The 18,575-nt window shown below is 69.3% G+C and carries 14 protein-coding genes; 3 read left to right on the top strand and 11 right to left on the bottom strand.

The window, feature by feature from the left end:
* Positions 1 to 2: 2 nt before the first annotated feature.
* The 5 genes from holA to NLI01S_RS17220 all read right to left on the bottom strand — a co-directional run bounded on the left by holA (position 3) and on the right by NLI01S_RS17220 (position 6,143).
* Positions 3 to 965 (bottom strand): DNA polymerase III subunit delta, encoded by a 963-nt coding sequence (gene holA, locus NLI01S_RS17240; RefSeq protein ID WP_067605811.1) that lies wholly within the window; start codon positions 963 to 965, stop codon positions 3 to 5.
* Between the two features lie 48 nt (positions 966 to 1,013).
* Positions 1,014 to 3,353, bottom strand: coding sequence for a ComEC/Rec2 family competence protein (locus NLI01S_RS17235; protein WP_067605808.1), 2,340 nt, complete (start codon positions 3,351 to 3,353; stop codon positions 1,014 to 1,016).
* A gap of 7 nt (positions 3,354 to 3,360) precedes the next feature.
* Positions 3,361 to 4,485 (bottom strand): helix-hairpin-helix domain-containing protein, encoded by a 1,125-nt coding sequence (locus NLI01S_RS25365; RefSeq protein WP_084392675.1) that lies wholly within the window; start codon positions 4,483 to 4,485, stop codon positions 3,361 to 3,363.
* Positions 4,486 to 4,642: 157 nt separating this feature from the next.
* On the bottom strand, positions 4,643 to 4,912 hold the full coding sequence (gene rpsT / locus NLI01S_RS17225) for a 30S ribosomal protein S20 (protein WP_067605805.1): 270 nt from the start codon (positions 4,910 to 4,912) through the stop codon (positions 4,643 to 4,645).
* 250 nt (positions 4,913 to 5,162) lie between these two features.
* Positions 5,163 to 6,143, bottom strand: a complete 981-nt coding sequence (locus NLI01S_RS17220; RefSeq protein ID WP_067605802.1) for a hypothetical protein — start codon at positions 6,141 to 6,143, stop codon at positions 5,163 to 5,165.
* A gap of 232 nt (positions 6,144 to 6,375) precedes the next feature.
* Between NLI01S_RS17220 and lepA the strand changes: the two genes are divergently transcribed.
* Positions 6,376 to 8,214, top strand: a complete 1,839-nt coding sequence (gene lepA, locus NLI01S_RS17215) for a translation elongation factor 4 (protein WP_067605799.1) — start codon at positions 6,376 to 6,378, stop codon at positions 8,212 to 8,214.
* Positions 8,215 to 8,310: 96 nt separating this feature from the next.
* Here the strand turns inward: lepA and NLI01S_RS17210 are convergent, their stop codons facing one another.
* The 5 genes from NLI01S_RS17210 to NLI01S_RS17190 form a co-directional block, all read right to left on the bottom strand.
* Positions 8,311 to 9,213, bottom strand: a complete 903-nt coding sequence (locus NLI01S_RS17210; RefSeq protein WP_067605796.1) for a sugar ABC transporter permease — start codon at positions 9,211 to 9,213, stop codon at positions 8,311 to 8,313.
* On the bottom strand, positions 9,210 to 10,826 hold the full coding sequence (locus NLI01S_RS17205) for an ABC transporter permease subunit (protein ID WP_067605794.1): 1,617 nt from the start codon (positions 10,824 to 10,826) through the stop codon (positions 9,210 to 9,212). Before NLI01S_RS17205 ends, NLI01S_RS17210 begins: the two co-directional genes overlap by 4 nt.
* Before the next feature lie 2 nt (positions 10,827 to 10,828).
* The gene (locus NLI01S_RS17200; RefSeq protein ID WP_067605791.1) at positions 10,829 to 12,079 is read right to left on the bottom strand and encodes a sugar ABC transporter substrate-binding protein; all 1,251 of its coding nucleotides are present in this window, start codon (positions 12,077 to 12,079) and stop codon (positions 10,829 to 10,831) included.
* 216 nt (positions 12,080 to 12,295) lie between these two features.
* Positions 12,296 to 13,528, bottom strand: a complete 1,233-nt coding sequence (locus NLI01S_RS17195; RefSeq protein ID WP_067605789.1) for a sugar ABC transporter substrate-binding protein — start codon at positions 13,526 to 13,528, stop codon at positions 12,296 to 12,298.
* A gap of 131 nt (positions 13,529 to 13,659) precedes the next feature.
* Positions 13,660 to 15,261 carry a glycoside hydrolase family 13 protein gene (locus NLI01S_RS17190; protein WP_067605786.1) on the bottom strand — a complete coding sequence of 534 codons (1,602 nt, stop codon included), beginning with the start codon at positions 15,259 to 15,261 and terminating at the stop codon, positions 13,660 to 13,662.
* Positions 15,262 to 15,357: 96 nt separating this feature from the next.
* On the opposite strand from NLI01S_RS17190, the gene NLI01S_RS17185 reads away from it, so the two are divergent.
* Complete coding sequence (locus NLI01S_RS17185; protein WP_067605783.1) at positions 15,358 to 16,425, top strand: LacI family DNA-binding transcriptional regulator; 1,068 nt, start codon at positions 15,358 to 15,360, stop codon at positions 16,423 to 16,425.
* 113 nt (positions 16,426 to 16,538) lie between these two features.
* On the opposite strand, the gene NLI01S_RS17180 is transcribed toward NLI01S_RS17185, so the two are convergent.
* Entirely contained in the window at positions 16,539 to 17,084 is a 546-nt protein-coding gene (locus NLI01S_RS17180; RefSeq protein ID WP_067605781.1) for a hypothetical protein, read from the bottom strand.
* Positions 17,085 to 17,341: 257 nt separating this feature from the next.
* Between NLI01S_RS17180 and hemW the strand changes: the two genes are divergently transcribed.
* On the top strand, positions 17,342 to 18,574 hold the full coding sequence (gene hemW / locus NLI01S_RS17175; protein WP_067605778.1) for a radical SAM family heme chaperone HemW: 1,233 nt from the start codon (positions 17,342 to 17,344) through the stop codon (positions 18,572 to 18,574).
* The last annotated feature ends 1 nt before the right edge of the window (position 18,575 follow it).

Here is an 18,575-nt window from a genome sequence, read left to right as displayed (position 1 = left end):
TCTCAGCGGTTGCCGCGGGCACGGGCGATCTCGATGATCGCGCGCTCCAACGCGTACTCGGGGTCACGACCGGCACCCTTGATCAGGGCGTCCGTTTCCGCGACCACCGACATGGCACGGGTGACCCCGGCGGGGCTCCACCCCCTGGCCTGCTGGCGCAGGGACCGCATCTTCCACGGCGGCACCTTCGCCCGCTTGGCCAGATCGGCCTCGCTCATCCCGCGCGGGGGCTGGGAGGCCACCGCGATCCCGCGTACGGCCCCGGCCAGGGCGCTGTTGATCAGCACCGGTGCGGTGCCCACCGCCAACGACCAGCGCAGCTGTTCCAATGCCTCGGGCAGGCGCCCCTCCACGGCTCGATCCGCCACCGTGAACCCGGAGGCCTCGGCCTTGCCCGAGTGGTAGCGGGCCACCGCGGCGGCGTCCACACGGCCCTCGGTGTCGGCGATCAACTGGGTACAGGCCGCGGCGATCTCCCGCAGGTCCGTGCCGACCGCGTCGACCAGGGTCTCGGCGGCGTCGGGGGTGATCTGGCGCTTGGCCGCGGTGAACTCGCCCCTGACGAACGCCACCCGCTCCGGCCCCTTCTTGGGGCCCTTGCAGTCCACCCGCCGCGCCTTGGCCTTGGTGGCGGCCTCCGCCAGCGCCTTGCCCTTGGCGCCGCCGGCGTGGGTGAGCACCAGGTTCACGTCGTCGGCGGGGCTCTTGAGGTAGTCGATGACGGTCGTGGCCAGGTCCTTGGTCAGGTCCTGGGAGGAACGGAGCACCACCACCCGGCGGTCGCCGAACAGGGAGGGCGAGGTGACCTCCACCAGGGTGGACAGGCCGACCTGGGAGGGCACGAGGTCGTGGACCTCCACCTCCGGATCGGACTCGCGGACCGCGGCGACCACCGCGGCCACGGCCCGGTCGACGAGCAGTTCCTCGTCGCCGACGATGAGTGTGATGAGGGCGGGTGCAGGCATACAACGAGCATGCCACGACCCACCGACCGGCCGGTGCCGTTCGGTGGGTCATCGGCCCGGCGTGGGCCCACGGGAGACCACGCGCACCGGGTCCTCCAGCACCGCTACGTCCCCGTCCGTGTCGGTACGCGCGTTCACCGGCGCGATCCGTTCCAGGATGTTCCGGGTGAACGGTGCCGGATGCCCGTAGGGGTTGTCCGCGCCGACCGAGGTCACCGACACCCTCGCCCGAGTCGCGGCCAGGAAGGCGGGGTCCTGGGTGCCGGAACCGTGGTGCGGGGTGTTCAGGACGGTGACCGCCAACAGTTCGGAGTCCGGCCCGCGCAGCAGCTCACCCTGGGCCGGTACCTCGATGTCCCCGGTGAACAGCGCCGACAGGTGCGTGCCGTCCGCCCGGATCACCACCGAGGTGTCGTTGACCGTCCCCGCGTAACCCGGCCGTGGCCACAACACCCGCAGCGTCCACGAACCCACCTTGAAGGTCTGCCCTCGCTCGGCGGCCAGGAGCTCCACGCCCTCCTCCGCCAACAGGCGACCCACCGCGGTGTCCTCGAACCCCGCGGGGGCCAACGCAGCCGGGACCCGGCGGTGCCGCAGCACCCCAGGAGCACCGTCCACGTGGTCGGAGTGGTCGTGACTGAGCACCAACAACGGGACCTCTCGTATCCCCAGCCGCTCCAGGCACCCGTCCACCAGTTCCACGTCGTCCCCGGTGTCGAACACCACCGCCTCCCCGGGGCCGACGGACAGAGCCAACGCGTCTCCCTGCCCCACGTCACAGGAGACCAGCGCCCACCCCTTCGGTGGCCAACCACCCGGCAGACAACGGGCCGACAGTCCCAACAGGAGCACCGCGACGGTCACGGCGGCCAACACCCGGCGTGGCCGACCGCGGGTCAGCAGGAACGCCGCCACCAGGGCGGCCAACAGCAACGCCCCGGCCACGTCGGAACGCCATGGCAGCGCCCCGTACGGAACCCGCGCCCCCACCGTCGCCACCGCGGCGATCCAGGACACCCCGAGCCCCGGCAAGTGCACCAGGATCGCCGCCGCACCCGACCAGACCGACGCCAACGCGGCCAACGCCGACCCCGCCACGGTCACCACCGCCACCACCGGAGCGGCCAACACATTGGCCGGTATCGCCACCCACGACACCTCCCCCGACAACAGCACCAGCACCGGGGCCACCGCCACGTGCGCCGCCACCGCCACCGCCAGGGCCTCCGCCACGGGAAGGGGCATCCGTGCAGACCAGGCGTACGACCACCCCGGTACCAGCAGCAGGATCCCGGCCGTGGCCAACGCCGACAACGCGAACCCGAAGGAGGTCGCCAGCCCCGGCGCCACGAACAGCACGCCCACCACGGTCACGCCCAACGCGCCCAGACCGGTGTGCGCCCGCCCCGTGGCCAGCGCCAACAACCCCAACGAGCCCATGAACGCGGCCCGCACCACGCTCGGTTCCGGTCGGCACACCAGCACGAACAGCCAGATCATCACCGCGCCGCCCAGGACCGAACACCACGTCGGCGCTCGCGCCCATCGCGCCACCGCCAACACGAACCCGGTCAGGATCGCCAGGTTGGCCCCGCTGACCGTCAACAGGTGCGTCATCCCGGTGGCTCGGAAGTCCTCCGCGGTCTCCTCTCGCAGTTCGGAGGCATCACCGACGATCAAGGCCGGCAACAGATCGCGTTCCGGTCGAGGAAGCGCCGACGAGGCCTCCCGCAGATCGGCGCGGACCCCACCGGCGAAGGCCTGGAGCCGCCCCGGCTCGCCGGTCTCCTCCGGAGGGCCGCGCACCGGCACCAACGCCGCCGTCAGAGGTTCGTCCTCGGCGGCCAAGAACGCCCCGCGCGCGGTGAACTCTTGGCCCGGCAGGAGCCCCGACCACTCCGCGCCGGAGGCCAACACCACCACCGAAGCCCGCGATGCGCGGATCTCACCGTCCACACGGACCCACACGGTGCGGGCCGGCACCACCCATTCCGCACGCCCCGGCCGTGGCATGCCCGCCCGAGACCGCGGATCGACCGTCGCCACCGCGCGGAACTCCACCTCACCGCCCCGCTCGGCGGCGGCCACCGCGGCGCTGGTCACCGTCCGATGCACGTGGAGGCCGGCCACCGCCGTGACCGTCGCCGCGCACACCAGGGTCGCCGCGATGGCGGTGAGCGGAGCCTCCCCGAGCAGTGCGGACACCCGTCCTCCCAGGAACACCACCGTCGCGGTGAGGGCCATCGCACCCGCCAACGACCACGCCGCCCAGGCGGGCACGGCCAAGGCCACCAGCGCCGCCGCCCAGGACGCCAACGCCGGAGCGATCAGCCGTAGGTCCGGTGGACGTCCCAACCCGTGCGCGTCGGTCCCCAACCACGTCACCATGGCCGTCTCACCCCACCGTCACGTGCGGCCGCAGGTTCTCCAGGGTCTTCTCCGCGATCCCGTCCACCCCGAGCAGGTCCTCGACGGTGGCGAAGGAACCACCGATGGCCTCCCGGTGGTCGATGATCTGGCGCGCCTTCTTCTCCCCGATTCCCGGGAGGGAGCGAAACTCCTCCTCGTCGGCGGTGTTGATGTTCACCGTCGCTCCCTCCCCACCGCTCGCCGCCGCGCCACCGTCACCCGGTATCTCCTCCTGCGGAACCCCCACGAGGACGCGTTCGCCGTCGGTCAGCGTCCTGGCGAGGTTGAGCAGGTCCAGATCGGCGTCGGGCAGCGCGCCTCCCGCCTCCTCCACGGCGTCGGCCACGCGGGAACCCGCGGGCATCGTGTACAGGCCCGGTTCGTTCACCTCGCCGCCCACGTGCACCACCACCTCGCCGTCCGGGGCGGGGGAGCCCGGGACGGCGTCGCCCGGTGGGGGAGTACCGGAGACGGGTGATGGGGCGTCGCCGGAGGCCGCCTGGGTGACCAGCTCTGGTGCGACGACCTCCTCGGGGCGTTCACGCAGCATCAGGAACGCGACCCCCACCGCCAGCAGACCCAAGACCACCAGCACGGCCAGGGAGCGACGTGACAAGGCGGTCTCGGTGGCCCAGCCCCGGGTGATCCGATCCAGGGCCGCCACGGGTTCGTCCGGGACCAACTCCGTGTACCCGGAGGGCGGGCGGGGTGTTCCGGTGGGCCTGTCCGGCGCCGAACGTCCACGGCGGCCGGGGTCCCGCCACGGGCCGGAATCGGTGTCGGGCCCCTTCGTGGAAGGAGCGGGCTCGGGCCGCTCCGTTCCGGGCCCTGGAACGGGGGCGGGGACGGTGAGCACGTCCTCCGGGGCGCGCTCGGGCCAGTCCCGCCCGGCGGGCCGATAGGAGGTGCGGACGTCACGTACGGCGTAGGGCGCGCTCGGGATGTCGGTGCCCGGTCGGGGCACGGGATCGGCCGCGGGAGCGGCGGGTGGACGCGGGATACGGGCGCGCAGACGCCTGGCGGAGGGGGAGGAGTCCAGGCCGAGTGCGCGGAGTCGTTCCTCGGGGGTCGAGATGGGAGGGCGGCGCCGTGACCGGCGCGAAGCGGTCATGGATTCAACGCTAGGGCCGCCATGACCGGCTGTCACCGGGTGATTCCATCCTGTGGATAACTCACGGGTGACCCACCCGGACGAGCTTGGGGACGCGAAAGGGCCCGGTCTCCTCGGAGGAGACCAGGCCCTGAAGGTCGCGTGTGCTACCCGGCCACTAGGCGGACCGGAGAGCGTCCAGACGCTTGGCGATCGCGCTCTTGCGGTTCGCGGCCTGGTTCTTGTGGATGACGCCCTTGCTCGTGGCCTTGTCCAGGGTACGGGCGGCGTCACGCTGCAGGATGGTGGCCTTCTCGACGTCCCCGGCCTCGGCGGCCTCGCGGAACTTCCGGATGGAGGTCTTCAGCGAAGAGCGCACCGCCTGGTTGCGGAGACGAGCCTTCTCGTTCTGCCGGTTGCGCTTCTTCTGCGACTTGATGTTCGCCATGCGAAAACGTGCTCCAGTAACTTTGATCTGCGCGCCGATCGATCCGGCGGCTCGTCTCATGGGCAGCCGTTCCATGAGTGGCTCGCGTGGGCGCCGACGCAGGGTGTGTGTGAGACCAGAAGGGCTCGAATTCGAACGTGGAGGTCCGAGACACGGACTCCCCATTATGCCGTATCCGTTGGACCACTCGGGACCCAGGGGTTGCCCGAACACGGGCCGAAGCGCTAGCGGAGGCCCCGAAGAACACTGCTCACGGTATCGGTCCCAGCCACCCCGTGCGATAGGCGTCCAGGTCGGCCTCCTCGGCCTCGTCGGCCAGGTAGAGCGCCACACCCGTGGTGAGTTCCTCGGGCGGCTCCGTCCTGGAAAGCCCCAACCTGATCGCGGCGATCGCGGTCAGCGCGTTCTCGTTCCCATGGTCGGGCCCCCACTCCTCGCCGCTGTAGGCGGGCACCCCGAAACGCAGGGTCAGGTCCTCGCGCGCACCCAGCGCCGCCACGGACTCGGTCACCTGCCGCACCATGAACCCGCCGTACATCCCCTCGGTCGGCATGTTCGCGTCCACCCCCGGCAGTACGACCTCGTCGGCGTGTTCGGTCACCTGGTCCAGATACCCCTTGGACCAGTACTTCTCCTCGCCGTCGGCGACGAACGACGCCACGCGACCACCGGGGATCAGCTCCACGTGGTGGGCCTGCACCGACAGCACCGGTTCCTCACCCAGCTCCTCCCGCACCATCGCCATCAGAGTGGGGATCGACGGGTCGTTCACCGTCACCGGCCGGACCTCCATGTGCAGTCCGGCGAAACCTTCCGCCGCCACCTCGGCGACCGCCGGCGCGAGCGCCTCACGGGCCTCGGTGGGGAAACGGTCCCGCAGCAACGACGACCCGGACTCCACGTGCCGCAACCACGCCAACGGACGCACCTGCGGGTAGGTGGAGCTCAGCCACGAGAGCAGATCCCCGGTGTCGGGCACCCGCTCCACGGTTCCGTCGGCGGCCACGTCGCCCGCGTACACGTACAGGGTGTTCACCGCGCCGGTGTCCAACAGCTCGGCCAGGGCGCCGGTGTCCTCCCACGAACCCACCCAGGCCGCGTCCGTCTCCTGGGAGAGGGCCCCGTCGCTCGGCGTGCCCGAGAACTGGAAGCTCAACAGCGCGCCCGCCGCGACCATCAGGACCAGGACCGCCGCGACCCCGGCCAGCAGCCGTGTCAGAAACCACTTCACCCCTACGCCACCCGCTCTCACCCACCGGGTCCGTTCCCGGCGTCGGTTCGCATAATCTGGACATCGACACCCGCGCCTCGCGCCCATACTGCCGTACCGCCTCGGGAGACACCCGGTGAGGGCGGTACCCGCGTCATGGGAGGATGGAGGACGCCGTGTGCCCACGGCCGAGGCGGGCAACCGCCCCCACAGGCGCACACGACCCTGAACCAAACCCGTTGAACGGAGCACGGTGGCACAGCCGAACTGGACCGATCCCGCGCTGATTCGCAACTTCTGCATCATCGCGCACATCGACCATGGCAAGTCGACGCTGGCCGACCGGATGCTCCAGATCACCGGGGTCGTCGAGGACCGCCAGATGCGCGCCCAGTACCTGGACCGCATGGACATCGAGCGCGAGCGCGGCATCACCATCAAGTCCCAGGCGGTACGAATCCCGTTCACCGCCCTGGACGACAAGACCTACACGCTCGACCTGATCGACACCCCCGGCCACGTCGACTTCACCTACGAGGTGTCGCGTTCACTGGCCGCCTGTGAGGGCGCGATCCTGCTGGTCGACGCCGCGCAGGGCATCGAGGCGCAGACGCTCGCCAACCTGTACATGGCGCTCGAGAACGACCTGCACATCATCCCGGTGCTCAACAAGATCGACCTTCCCGCGGCCCAGCCGGAGAAGTACGCCGAGGAGATCGCCGGAATCATCGGCTGCGAACCCTCCGACGTGCTCAAGGTCAGCGCCAAGACCGGTGAGGGCGTCGAGGAGCTCCTCAACGAGATCGTCAACCAGATCCCGGCCCCGGTCGGTGACGCGGACGCCCCCGCCCGCGCGATGATCTTCGACTCGGTGTACGACACCTACCGCGGAGTCGTCACCTACGTGCGGGTCGTGGACGGAAAGCTCAGCCCGCGCGAGCGCATCCAGATGATGTCCACCAAGGCCTCCCACGAGATCCTGGAGATCGGCGTCAGCGCGCCCGAGCCCCAAAAGTCCGGGGGCCTCGGGGTGGGCGAGGTCGGCTACATCATCACCGGTGTGAAGGACGTGCGCCAGTCCAAGGTCGGTGACACGATCACCGCACTGAACCGGCCGGCCACGGAGATGCTCGCCGGCTACCAGGAACCCAAGCCCATGGTGTTCTCCGGGCTCTACCCGATCGACGGCACCGACTACCCGGTGCTGCGCGACGCCTTGGAGAAGCTCCAGCTCAACGACGCGGCCCTGAACTTCGAACCGGAGACCTCCGCCGCCCTCGGCTTCGGTTTCCGCTGTGGTTTCCTGGGCCTGCTCCACCTGGAGATCACCCGTGCCCGCCTGGAGCGCGAGTTCAACCTGGACCTGATCTCCACCGCCCCCAACGTCATCTACCGGGTGGAGATGGAGGACGGCACCGAGCACGTGGTGACCAACCCCAGCGAGTTCCCCGAGGGCAAGATCGACTCGATCCACGAGCCCATGGTCAAGGCCACCCTGCTCACCCCCGCCGACCACATCGGTCAGATCATGGAGCTGTGCCAGGAGCGCCGCGGTGAGCTCCAGGGCATGGACTACCTCTCCGAGGACCGGGTGGAGATGCGCTACATCCTGCCCATGGCCGAGATCGTCTTCGACTTCTTCGACGCGCTCAAGTCCCGCACCAAGGGGTACGCCTCACTGGACTACGAGCCCATCGGCGAGCAGGCGGCCGACCTGGTCAAGGTCGATATCCTCCTGCAGGGTGAGCCCGTGGACGCCTTCTCCGCGATCGTGCACAAGGAGAAGTCCTACGCCTACGGCGTGGAGATGACCAAGAAGCTGCGCGAACTCATCCCCAGGCAGCAGTTCGAGGTCCCGGTCCAGGCGGCCATCGGCGCCCGGATCATCGCCCGCGAGAACATCCGCGCGATCCGCAAGGACGTGCTCTCCAAGTGCTACGGCGGCGACATCAGTCGTAAGCGCAAGCTGCTGGAGAAGCAGAAGGAGGGCAAGAAGCGGATGAAGATGGTCGGCCGGGTCGAGGTGCCCCAGGAGGCCTTCATCACCGCGCTGTCCACGGAGTCCGCGTCCGAGGACAAGAAGAAGAAGTAGTGGTCCGTCGCCGGCTCCGGCCGGTGGGCGACGACGAAGGGCGGTGGGGAGGTCCCCACCGCCCTTCGTCGATGAACGAGGCGTCGTTCGTACTCGCTAACCCTTGACCGCTCCGGAGGTCAGGCCTTCACTGATGTAGCGCTGGAGGAACCAGAACACCGCCAGGGTGGGCAGGGACAGCATGATGGCGCCCACCGCGAACATGCCGAAGTTGGCGTTGCGCTGGGAGTCCACCAGTTGGTACAGACCCAGGCCCAGGGTCTGGGAGTCGGTGTCCCGCAGGAACACGCTGGCCAACAGGAACTCGTTGATGGTGTTGATGAACACCAGCAGCGCCACGATCGCCAGTACCGGGGTGACCAACGGCAGCATGATCCGGAAGAACACCTGCGCGTGCGTGGCCCCGTCCATCTGGGCGGACTCGTCCAGCTCCTTGGGCACGGTGTCGAAGAAACCCTTCATCAACCACGTGTTGATGCTGAGCGCACCGCCCAGGTACACCAGCATCAGGCCCCAACGGGTGTCGAAGCCGATCGCCGGGTAGAGCTCGCCGATGTTGGAGAACATCAGGTAGATCGCCACGATCGCCAGGAACTGCGGGAACATCTGGATGACCAAAAGCCCGATCAGCCCCACCCGACGGCCCTTGAACCGCATCCGGCTGAAGGCGTAGGCCGCCAGCGCCGACAGCAGCACGGTGACCGCCGCGTTGGTGAGCGCGAAGAACAGCGAGTTCGCGTACCAGGTGGTGAACGGGGTGTTGCGGAACAGCTCCATGGCATTGGACAGGCTGGCGCCCGTCGGCCACAACTGGGAACTGCTCAGGGTACCGAGTGGGTTGATCGCGGCCGAGACCACGAACAGCACGGGGAAGATCGCGAACGCCGCGATCACCCACATGACGGCGTGACGCCAACCCAGCCGACCGGCCCACAGGGTGAGCCGGGTGCTCGGGCTGCGTCGGTAGACGGGCCGGGCGGCGACTTCGGAGACGCTCATCGCTCCACCTCCTGCAGGGCCTTGGTCCGACTCAGGGTGACCACGGACATCACCGAGACGATCAGGAAGATCATCACCGACAACGCCGCCGCGTAGCCGTACTGCGCGGTGGCCTCACTGAAGGCCAGTCTGTACGTGTAGGTGATGAGCAGGTCGGTGGCGCCACCCGCGGTGGTGCCCTCCGAACCGAACGGCCCACCCCTGGTGATCAGCCACACCGCGTTGAAGTTGTTGAAGTTGAACGCGAACGTGGAGATGAGGATCGGTGTCATCGCGACCATCAGCAGCGGCAGGGTGACGTGTCTGAAGGCCTGCCAGGGCCCCGCCCCGTCCAGCTGCGCCGCCTGGCCCAGCTCCCGGGGGATGGCCTGCAACGCTCCGGTGGCGACCAGGAACATGTACGGATAACCCAGCCACACGTTGGCCAGGATCACCGCGAACCGTGCCGCCCACACGTCGCCCAACCAGTCCACCTGCAACCCGAGCATGCGGTTGAACAGGCCGAAGTCGGCGTTGAACATGTCCCGCCACAGCAGGTACATGGCCAGCGAACTCATGGCGTAGGGCAACACGACCAGGATTCGGTAGACCACCTTGCCGCGCATCTTGGGCACGTGCAGGGTCAGGGCCACCGCCAGGCCGACCACGAACACCAGGAAGGTGACCGTTACGGCGAACACGATGTTCCACACCAGGGTGCCGAAGAAGGAGGACGCGAAGGTCGGGTCGAACAGGAACCGGAGGAAGTTGTCCAGTCCCACCCCGACCTGCCACCCCTGGGGAAGGCGCTGACCGTCCTCGTCGTAGAACGCGCCGCGCTCGTCGTCCGCGTGGTAGACGACGCCGGTCTCGGTGTCCTCGATGCAGTCGCAGGACTCGTCGTAGACGCGAACGGCGTTGCCCTCGAAGGCACTGGACAGACCGCTGGAACGGATGCCCGCGCCCTTGTCGGTGGGGACGGCGAACTCCTGCAGCTCGTCGCTGCGCGAGTTCACCTGGGCGGGCGTCAGGACGGTGTAACCGATGGTGTCGGTGATCTTGCCCGAGTCGTCGACCTGGGCGCCGACCAGGTCGGTCAGCCCCTCCTCGGTGCCGGCGTAGGTTCCACCCTCGCCGTCGCTGAGGAGGAAGACCAGTTCACCGGTCTCGGGGTCGCCGTTGGCGGCCACGGTGAGGACGAACTCGCGGGAGTCGGCGTCGCGGGTCACCGAGAACGCCTCGATGGACGCGATCGCCTGGTCCTTGGATCCCCGGTGACCATCGCTCATGTTGGTGAGCGAGGTGCTCATCGTGTAGAGCACCGGGAAGATCTGGAAGGCCATCAGGAAGAGCACGCCCGGCACGAGGTACTTGGCCGGGACGGTGCGCTTGGAGAAGTAGACCCAGTAGACGAAGGCCACCACGGCCACGACCAGACCGATTCCCCACCACAGACCCGCGAGGTACAGGGGCAGGACCGCCCACACGCCGAGGGCGGTGAAGAGTCCCAACAGGAGGATCTTCGTGATCTGGCCGCCGAGGGAGCCACCCGCCTGTGGGCCTCCCGGGCTTTTGCGGCCCGCGGGCGCCCCCTTGGAGGAGGCGCCCGCGGTACCGGAACGGTCTGCCGCCACAGTTACCGGCCGATCCGCTCGGCGACGGCTTCGTGGGCGGTCTCCAACGCCTCACGGGCGTCCGCGCCACTGATGATCTGGGCCTGGGCCACACCCAGCGGCTCCCAGGTCTCACCCATCTCGGGGATGTTCGGCATCGGCATGCCGTTCTCACCGGTCTCGGCCATCAGCGCGATGTTCGGGTCCGCTTCGGAGACGGCCTCCAGGGCCTCGGCCTGCACCGGGGTGCGCGGGTCGGCGTCGTAGAGCGTCTGGATGAAGTCGGAGTCGGTGACGTAGTTGACCACGAACTCCTCGGCCAGCGCGCTGTTGGCGCTGCCTTCGGTCACGAAGAAGCCCTGGTAGCCGATGTAGGGGCTGGCGGGGTCCAGCCCGTCGAAACCGGGGATGGCGCTGATCTCGTACTCGATGTCGGAGGTGTTGGCGTCACCGACGTTCCAGGGACCGGCGACGAAGAACGGGGCTTCGCCGTCGAAGAACAGGGAGGCCTCGTTCTCCAGGTCGATGGAGCGGCGCAGCACCCCTTCGCCCTCCTCGCCGTACTCGGCGATCTTCTCCATGGCCTCGATGGTCTCGTCGGAGCCGATGCCGAGGTCCTCGGGGTCCCAGTCGCCGTTGTCGTCCTGACCGAACAGGTAGCCGCCGGCCGAGGTCATCAGGGCGTTCATGCGGAAGGGGTCGCCCTCCTGACCGACCGCCATCGCCAGGACCTCGCTGGTCTCACCGTCGTCCTTGAGGTCGGTGCCGACCTCGACGAGCTCCTCGAAGGTCTCCGGGGCGTCCGGAGCCAACTCGGTGTTGCGCATGAGGAAGATGTTCTCCTGCGCGTAGGGAACGCCCAGGAGTTGACCCTCCAGGGTCATGGCCTCCACGGCGGTCTCGTCCAGCGACTCGGCGCGGTCGGTGGGCAGCTCGATCGGCTGGACGGTGCCGTTGCGCAGCAGGTTGCCGGTCCAGTCGTGGGCACCGATGAAGACGTCGGGGGCGTTGCCGGCCTGGTGGGCGTTGACGATGTCGCCCTGGATGTCGTCGAAGGAGACGTTCTGGACGTCGACCTCGATGCCGTTGGCCTCGGCGAATTCGGCGGCGGCGCTCTGGATGGCGTCGGCACGCTCGGGGTCGGACCAGATGACGAGGGTGCCCTCTGCGGAGCCCTCCTCACCGCCGCCGGTGTCGCCGTCGCCGCCACACGCGGTCGCCATCAAGGCGATCGCGGCGATGCCTGCGACCGCTGACGCGCTTCGAGATCTCATGGTGTCTTCCTTCCGGGAGGACTGACGGAGGGCATGCATGCGGTTCTGGAGGTTGCGGGTCCGTTGCGGGCATGCTTGATGATGTGACGTTAGCAATAACTTGCAGGACATGAAAGTCCTTGCAAACTCTGGGGATAAAGATGTGGATACACCCTGGAAACAGTCGGGTGATGGTCACTCGGAGTGCGCGAACCGGTGCTCGTTCGAGGGGCCGGATCAGGGAGTGAAACCCTCCAGGATCAGGCGCTCGGCCTCGGTCAGCGCATCCGCCGGGTCGGCCCCACCGATGATGTCCGCGGTCGCCTGGGAGAACGGGTTCCACACGGCCTCCATCTCCGGGATCGCGGGCATCGGGACGCCGCCCTCCCCGGCCCGCTGGAACGCCTCCATGTGGGGGTCCTGGCCGGCCACCATCTCCATCGCCGCGTCCAGCGCGGGCACACGGGGGTCGGACTCGTACAGGATCACCGACAGCTCGGGGTCGGCGAGGAAGGCCTCGGCCAACTCCTGGGCCAACGCCGGGTCGGCCGCGCCCGAGGCCACGAAGAACGTCTGCACGCCGATGAGGGAGCGCGCCGCGGCGCCGTCGGCGAACCCGGGGATCGGGCTCACCTCGAAGGGGATCTCGTTCGTCTCGATGGCGGAGACGCTCCAGGGGCCGCTGACCAGGAAGGGGGCCGCGCCCGTGGCGAACAGGTCGGTGGCGTTGTCGGCGGTGGTGTCGCGGTCGAGCAACCCCGAACCGTCCTCGCCGAGTTCGGCCAACTTCTCGAAGGCGGCGATCGACTCCGGCGCCGCCACCCCCAGCTCGGTGGGGTCCGGATCGCCCGATTCGTCCTCGCCGAACAGGTAACCGCCGGCCGAGGTGAAGAACGGGTGGATGTGGTAGGCGTCGCCCTCCTCGCCGACCTGAAGACTCAACGCCTGATCGGCCGACCCCGCGTCCACGAGGTCCTTTCCGACCCTGGCCATGTCCTCGATCGACTCCGGGGCCTCCGGGACCAGGTCCGTGTTGCGGAACAGCCCCAGGTTCTCGGTGGCGTACGGGACCCCGTACACCTCACCGTCGTAGGCCACCGCCTCCAGGGCACCCGGTGAGAACAGGTCGGCCTGGGAGGAGTCCAGCCCCACCGGGACGATCGACTTCGCCGCGGCCAGTTCACCGGTCCAGTCATGGGGACCGACGAGGAGGTCCGGGCCCAGGCCGGTGGCGTGCGAACTCAGGAAGCTGGCGCGCAGCTCCTCGTGTTCGATCACGATCACCTCCACCTGCTGATTGACGTCGCGGGAGAAAGCCTCCGCGAAGGTCCGCATGGCCTGTGCGCGGTCCTCGTCGGCCCAGATGGTCAAGGGGATCGACGAGTAGTCGTCGACCTCCTCCGCACCCGAACACGCGGTCAGGGTCAACGCCAGCGTGCCCGCGCACAGTGAGAGAGGAAGTTTCCTCATGATGCACTCCAAGGAAGAGCCGGCGGGGACCGTGGACACACGGAAGGGGTGGCCCCGCGTCAGGGGATCCGGGGGTGGAACAGGGGGGTGACGCCGGGCGGTCCGGGACGAGGACCACCCGGCGTCGGTGATCAGACGCTCAGCCAGGCCGAGCTCTCGGCGGGCAGCGTCAAGGTGCCCTCGGACACCTCGACCCCCGGGCCGCTGGCGACCAGGACCTCACCGGAGGCGGACAGCTCCACCGGCGCCTCGGTCATGTTCACGGCCACCCGCACACCGGGCTCGCGCTCGAAGTACAGGACGCCCCCGGGCGACTCCAGCCAGTTCATGGAGCCGTCGCCCAGCGCGTCCAGCTCCCGACGCAGCCGCAACGCGGTCGTGTACAGCTCCAGGGTGGAGCCCTCCACGCCACGCTGGGAGGCCCGGGTCAAGCCGGCCCAACGATCGGGCATGGGCAGCCACGGGGTGGAACCCTCGGGGCCGAACCCGAACGGTGCCTCCTCGCCCTCCCAGGGCAGCGGCACACGGCACCCGTCACGGCCGCGCTCGGTGCGACCCGAACGCTCCCAGTTGGGGTCCTGCAACGCTTCCTCGGGCAGGTCGGTGACCTCCGGAAGGCCCAGCTCCTCGCCCTGGTACATGTACACCGAACCGGGCAGACCGAGCATGAGCAGCGCGGCCGCGCGCGCACGACGCAGGCCCTGCTCCCCATCGCCGAAACGGGTCACGTGCCGGACGACGTCGTGGTTGGACAGCACCCACGTGGTGGTGGCGCCCACGGCTCCGTTGGCCTTCAGGGAACCGTCGATCACCTCGCGCAGCCGGGCCGCGTCCCACGGGGCGGTCAGGTACTCGAAGTTGAACGCCTGGTGCAGCTCGTCCGGACGCAGGTAGCGCGCGATCCGGTTCGAGTCCTCGACCCAGGCCTCCGCCACCAGGGCGCGGTCGCCCTCGTAGGTGGAGGCGATCCGCGACCAACGACGGTAGATCTCGTGCACGCCGTCCTGGTCGAAGTACGGCAGCGAGGTGCTGCCGTCGAGCATGTCGGCCTTGGCGTCGGGGTCGATGTCGGGCAGGGCCGGGTCCTTGACCATGCCGTGCGCGACGTCGATCCGGAAGCCGTCCACCCCACGGTCCAACCAGAAGCGCAGGACGTCGTCGAACTCGTCGTGCACCTCCTGGTGGGTCCAGTCGAAGTCGGGCTGGCCGGGGTCGAACAGGTGCAGATACCACTGTTCGGGGGTGCCATCGGGGCGGGTGAGCCGGGTCCAGGCCGGACCGCCGAAGATCGACTTCCAGTTGTTCGGCGGCTCCGCGCCATCGGTGCCCTTGCCGTCCCGGAAGATGTAGCGCGCGCGAGCCGGGTCGCCCGGCTCGGCGGCCACGGCCTCGCGGAACCACACGTGCTCCGAGGAGGAGTGGTTGGGGACGACGTCGATGATCAGACGGATGCCCTGCTCGTGTGCGTCCTTGAGCAGGGCGTCGAAGTCGTCGAGGGTTCCGAACCGGGGGTCGACGTCACGGTAGTCGGCGACGTCGTATCCGCCGTCGGCGAGCGGGGAGACGTAGAACGGGGTCAACCAGATCGCGTCCACGCCCAACTCCGCCAGGTGGGGGAGACGCTCGCGGATCCCCGCCAGGTCACCCTCTCCGTCCCCGTTGGAGTCGGCGAAGCTGCGCACATAGATCTGGTAGATGGCTGCTTCACGCCACCAGTGCGCCTCGTGCTGCATCAGCGGGATCCTTCCGTAAGAGTGGTTGCAAGTTCTTGCGCAAGATTACCGTCAACTTTCTGTCATGTGACGCCGATCTCGACTAGAGTTGTCGTTATGGGTCCACGACTTGCCGACATCGCGCGGCACGCAGGCGTCAGCGAGGCGACCGTCTCGCGAGTGCTGAACGACAAGCCCGGCGTCGGCGGCGACACCCGAAAAGCCGTCCTGACCGCCCTCGACGTCCTCGGGTACGAGCGTCCGGCCCGACTGCGACAACGCTCGGCCGGGTTGGTCGGCATGGTGATCCCCGAGCTCGACAACCCGGTCTTCCCGATGTTCGCCCAAGCCGCGGAGGGGGCCCTCGCCCAGCGTGGCTACACCCCGGTGCTGTGCACCCAGACCCCCGGCGGAATATCCGAGGACGAATACGTCGAGCTGCTACTGGAACGCAACGTCTCCGGCATCCTCTTCGTCTCGGGCAAGCACGCCGACACCTCCGCCTCGCACGAGCGCTACCACGCCCTGGTCGCCCGGCGGTTGCCGATCGTGCTGGTCAACGGCTACTCCGACGCCATCCCCGCGGCGTTCATCTCCGCCGACGACCGTGAGGCCGGCCGCCTGGCCGTCAACCATCTGGTCGCCCTCGGCCACACCCGCATCGGCTTCACCAGCGGACCCGAACGCTACGTCCCGGTCCACCGCAAGCTCGAGGGATTCCACCAGGCGCTGACCGAACACGGTCTGGACGCCGACGATCTCGTCGAACTCTCCCTGTTCGGGGTCGAGGGCGGGCACGCCGCCGCGAATCGCCTCATCGAACGCGGCGTCACCGCCATGGTCTGCGGCTCCGACATCATGGCGCTGGGCGCCATCCGCGCCGCCCGCCAGCGCGGTCTGCGCGTCCCCCAGGACTTCTCCGTGGTCGGCTACGACGACTCCCAGCTCATCGCCTTCACCGACCCGCCCCTGACCACCGTCCGACAGCCGATCAACGCCATGGCGTTGGCCGCCGTGCGCGCCCTGTGCGACGAGATCGCCGGACACCCCGTTTCCCACGCCGAGTACGTCTTCGACCCCGAACTGGTCGTGCGCGGCTCCACCACCGCCGTACCGGCCACCCCCTCCCACACCGTCGCGGCGCCCTCCCGGTACGAACCCAGGGTCACCGCCCAGGGCCACTGACCGGCCGGGCGCACGAACACGAAAAGGCACGAACACGAAAAAAGGGGGGGTGCGTGCCGCGCGCACGCACCCCCGCTTCCCGTCCCGCACCCACCGCGGGACGGGAGTTCGGGTCACCGCAGGGCGGGGAACCTACGGACCAGGGCGGTGGAACCCCACCAGCGGCCCAGACCGAGCGTTCGGGCCGACCGCACGCACGCCAGGCCCACCAGCACCAGGGCGTAGACGAGGTGGTCGTCCATGAACGGGTTGGTCTCCAGGGGCAGCACCGCCGCCCACATCAGGACCATCATCAGCGCGCCCGTGGCGGCGGCGATCCTCTCACCGACGCCCAGGACCAGGGCGGCTCCGATCCCCAGCAACCCCGCCATGAACAGCGGGTCCGCCCAGAACGTCCCGGCGATCGAGCCGAACGCTCCTGCGAAGGGACCACTGACCGCGTTGGTGAGGAACCCTTCGGTGGGACTCGCCCCGTTGATCCAGGCGGCCTCGGCGGGGGTGGCGAACCCCAGACCCAGCAGTTTGTCGAAGAAGGCCCACAGGAACACCCAGCCGATCGAGATCCGGGTGACGGCGAAGACGTAACGGGCCGCGCGGGACCCGATGAGGGGTCGCTCCTCCAGCGGCGCGTTCCGAGGGATGGTCGTGTGGTCGGACATCGTGTGTCCTCTCGCCGAACTGTTGTGTCACCTCCAAGACAACCCCTTGTACGAGCGCCTTTCGAGGCCCGGTGGTAACGGCCCCCAAGGACGAAGGTCCCACCTCGGCGGGCGTTCCGGACAAGCCCCGGATCACCGCACCCGCGCACGTCCGCGGCCGGTCGGCGTGTGTCCGAGCTCTCGGGGACACGAGCTCTCCGCCACAGCCGGGCCGTGACCGTGCCCGCCCACCCCGCCCCGTCGGCGACACTGGGAACATGCCTTCCGTAGCCCTCGACGGCGAACCGGTGCCCCGCACCGGGGAGCTTCCCGCGCACTCCCTCGCCGAACTCGGCGACCGGCCCCTCGGGTTCTACGTCCACGTGCCCTTCTGCGTCACCCGCTGCGGCTACTGCGACTTCAACACCTACACCGCCGAGGAACTCGTCTCCCGGGACGGCACCGCCACCTCCTCCCGCGAGACCTACGCCGAACAGGCCATCGCCGAGATCGACCTCGCCGACAGGGTCCTGACCGGCGAGCGCCCCCCGGTGAGCACCGTGTTCATCGGAGGCGGAACGCCCACCCTGCTGCCCGCCGAGGACCTGGGGAGCGTACTGGCCGCCATCAGGGACCGCTTCGGTCTCACCCCCGACGCCGAGGTCACCACCGAGGCCAACCCGGAGACGGTCACCCCCGACTACCTGCGCCGCCTGCGCGAGGCCGGCTTCAGCCGGGTCTCCTTCGGCATGCAGAGCGCCCGCCCGCACGTCCTGCGCGTGCTGGAGCGAGGCCACACGCCCGGACGACCCGAACAGTGCGTGGCCTGGGCACGTGAGGCCGGGTTCGAGCACGTCAACCTCGACCTGATCTACGGCACCCCGAGCGAGAGCGACGACGACTGGGCGGCGTCCCTGGAGGCCGCGATCGGCGCCGGCCCCGACCACGTCTCCGCCTACTCGCTCATCGTCGAGGAGGGCACCCGACTGGCCGCCCGGGTGCGCCGCGGCGAACTCACCGAACCCGACGACGACACCATGGCCGACCGCTACCTCATGGCCGACGAGGCCCTGGCCGCCGCCGGATACACCCCCTACGAGGTGTCCAACTGGGCCCGCACGCCCGAGGGCCGCAGCGCGCACAACTCGCTGTACTGGACCGGTGGGCATTGGTGGGGCGTGGGCCCCGGCGCGCACAGCCACGTCGGTGGCACCCGCTGGTGGAACGTCAAGCACCCGGCGGCCTACGCCGCGCGCCTGGCCGCCCGGGAGACACCGGCACAGGCCAGGGAGATCCTCACCGACGACGAGCGCCGCTTCGAACGCGTCCTGCTCGAACTGCGGATGGAACAGGGCTGTCCCCTGGAGCTGCTCGACGCCTCCGGTCTGACCACCGCCGAACGCCTGGTGGGGGAGGGGCTGCTGGAACCCGGCGCCCACGCCCGCGGATACGCAGCCCTGACCCGCCGAGGCCGTCTGCTCGCCGACGCGGTCGTGCGCGACCTCACCTGAG

Origin of the sequence: Nocardiopsis listeri NBRC 13360 (genome assembly GCF_001570765.1) — a bacterium.
GTDB classification, from domain to species: Bacteria; Actinomycetota; Actinomycetes; order Streptosporangiales; family Streptosporangiaceae; genus Nocardiopsis; species Nocardiopsis listeri.
The sequence above is the reverse complement of the archived record's forward strand: the minus strand, read 5'-3'. Positions and strand labels throughout refer to the sequence as shown.

Excerpts from the sequence above, each read along its gene's own strand:
- NLI01S_RS17200 (WP_067605791.1), bottom strand. The coding sequence starts at position 12,079 with ATGAGATCTCGAAGCGCGTCAGCGGTCGCAGGCATCGCCGCGATCGCC.
- NLI01S_RS17195 (WP_067605789.1), bottom strand. The coding sequence starts at position 13,528 with ATGAGGAAACTTCCTCTCTCACTGTGCGCGGGCACGCTGGCGTTGACC.
- NLI01S_RS17190 (WP_067605786.1), bottom strand. The coding sequence starts at position 15,261 with ATGCAGCACGAGGCGCACTGGTGGCGTGAAGCAGCCATCTACCAGATC.
- rpsT (WP_067605805.1), bottom strand. The coding sequence starts at position 4,912 with ATGGCGAACATCAAGTCGCAGAAGAAGCGCAACCGGCAGAACGAGAAG.
- NLI01S_RS17210 (WP_067605796.1), bottom strand. The coding sequence starts at position 9,213 with ATGAGCGTCTCCGAAGTCGCCGCCCGGCCCGTCTACCGACGCAGCCCG.
- NLI01S_RS17180 (WP_067605781.1), bottom strand. The coding sequence starts at position 17,084 with ATGTCCGACCACACGACCATCCCTCGGAACGCGCCGCTGGAGGAGCGA.
- NLI01S_RS17185 (WP_067605783.1), top strand. The coding sequence starts at position 15,358 with ATGGGTCCACGACTTGCCGACATCGCGCGGCACGCAGGCGTCAGCGAG.
- NLI01S_RS25365 (WP_084392675.1), bottom strand. The coding sequence starts at position 4,485 with ATGACCGCTTCGCGCCGGTCACGGCGCCGCCCTCCCATCTCGACCCCC.
- NLI01S_RS17235 (WP_067605808.1), bottom strand. The coding sequence starts at position 3,353 with ATGGTGACGTGGTTGGGGACCGACGCGCACGGGTTGGGACGTCCACCG.
- holA (WP_067605811.1), bottom strand. The coding sequence starts at position 965 with ATGCCTGCACCCGCCCTCATCACACTCATCGTCGGCGACGAGGAACTG.
- hemW (WP_067605778.1), top strand. The coding sequence starts at position 17,342 with ATGCCTTCCGTAGCCCTCGACGGCGAACCGGTGCCCCGCACCGGGGAG.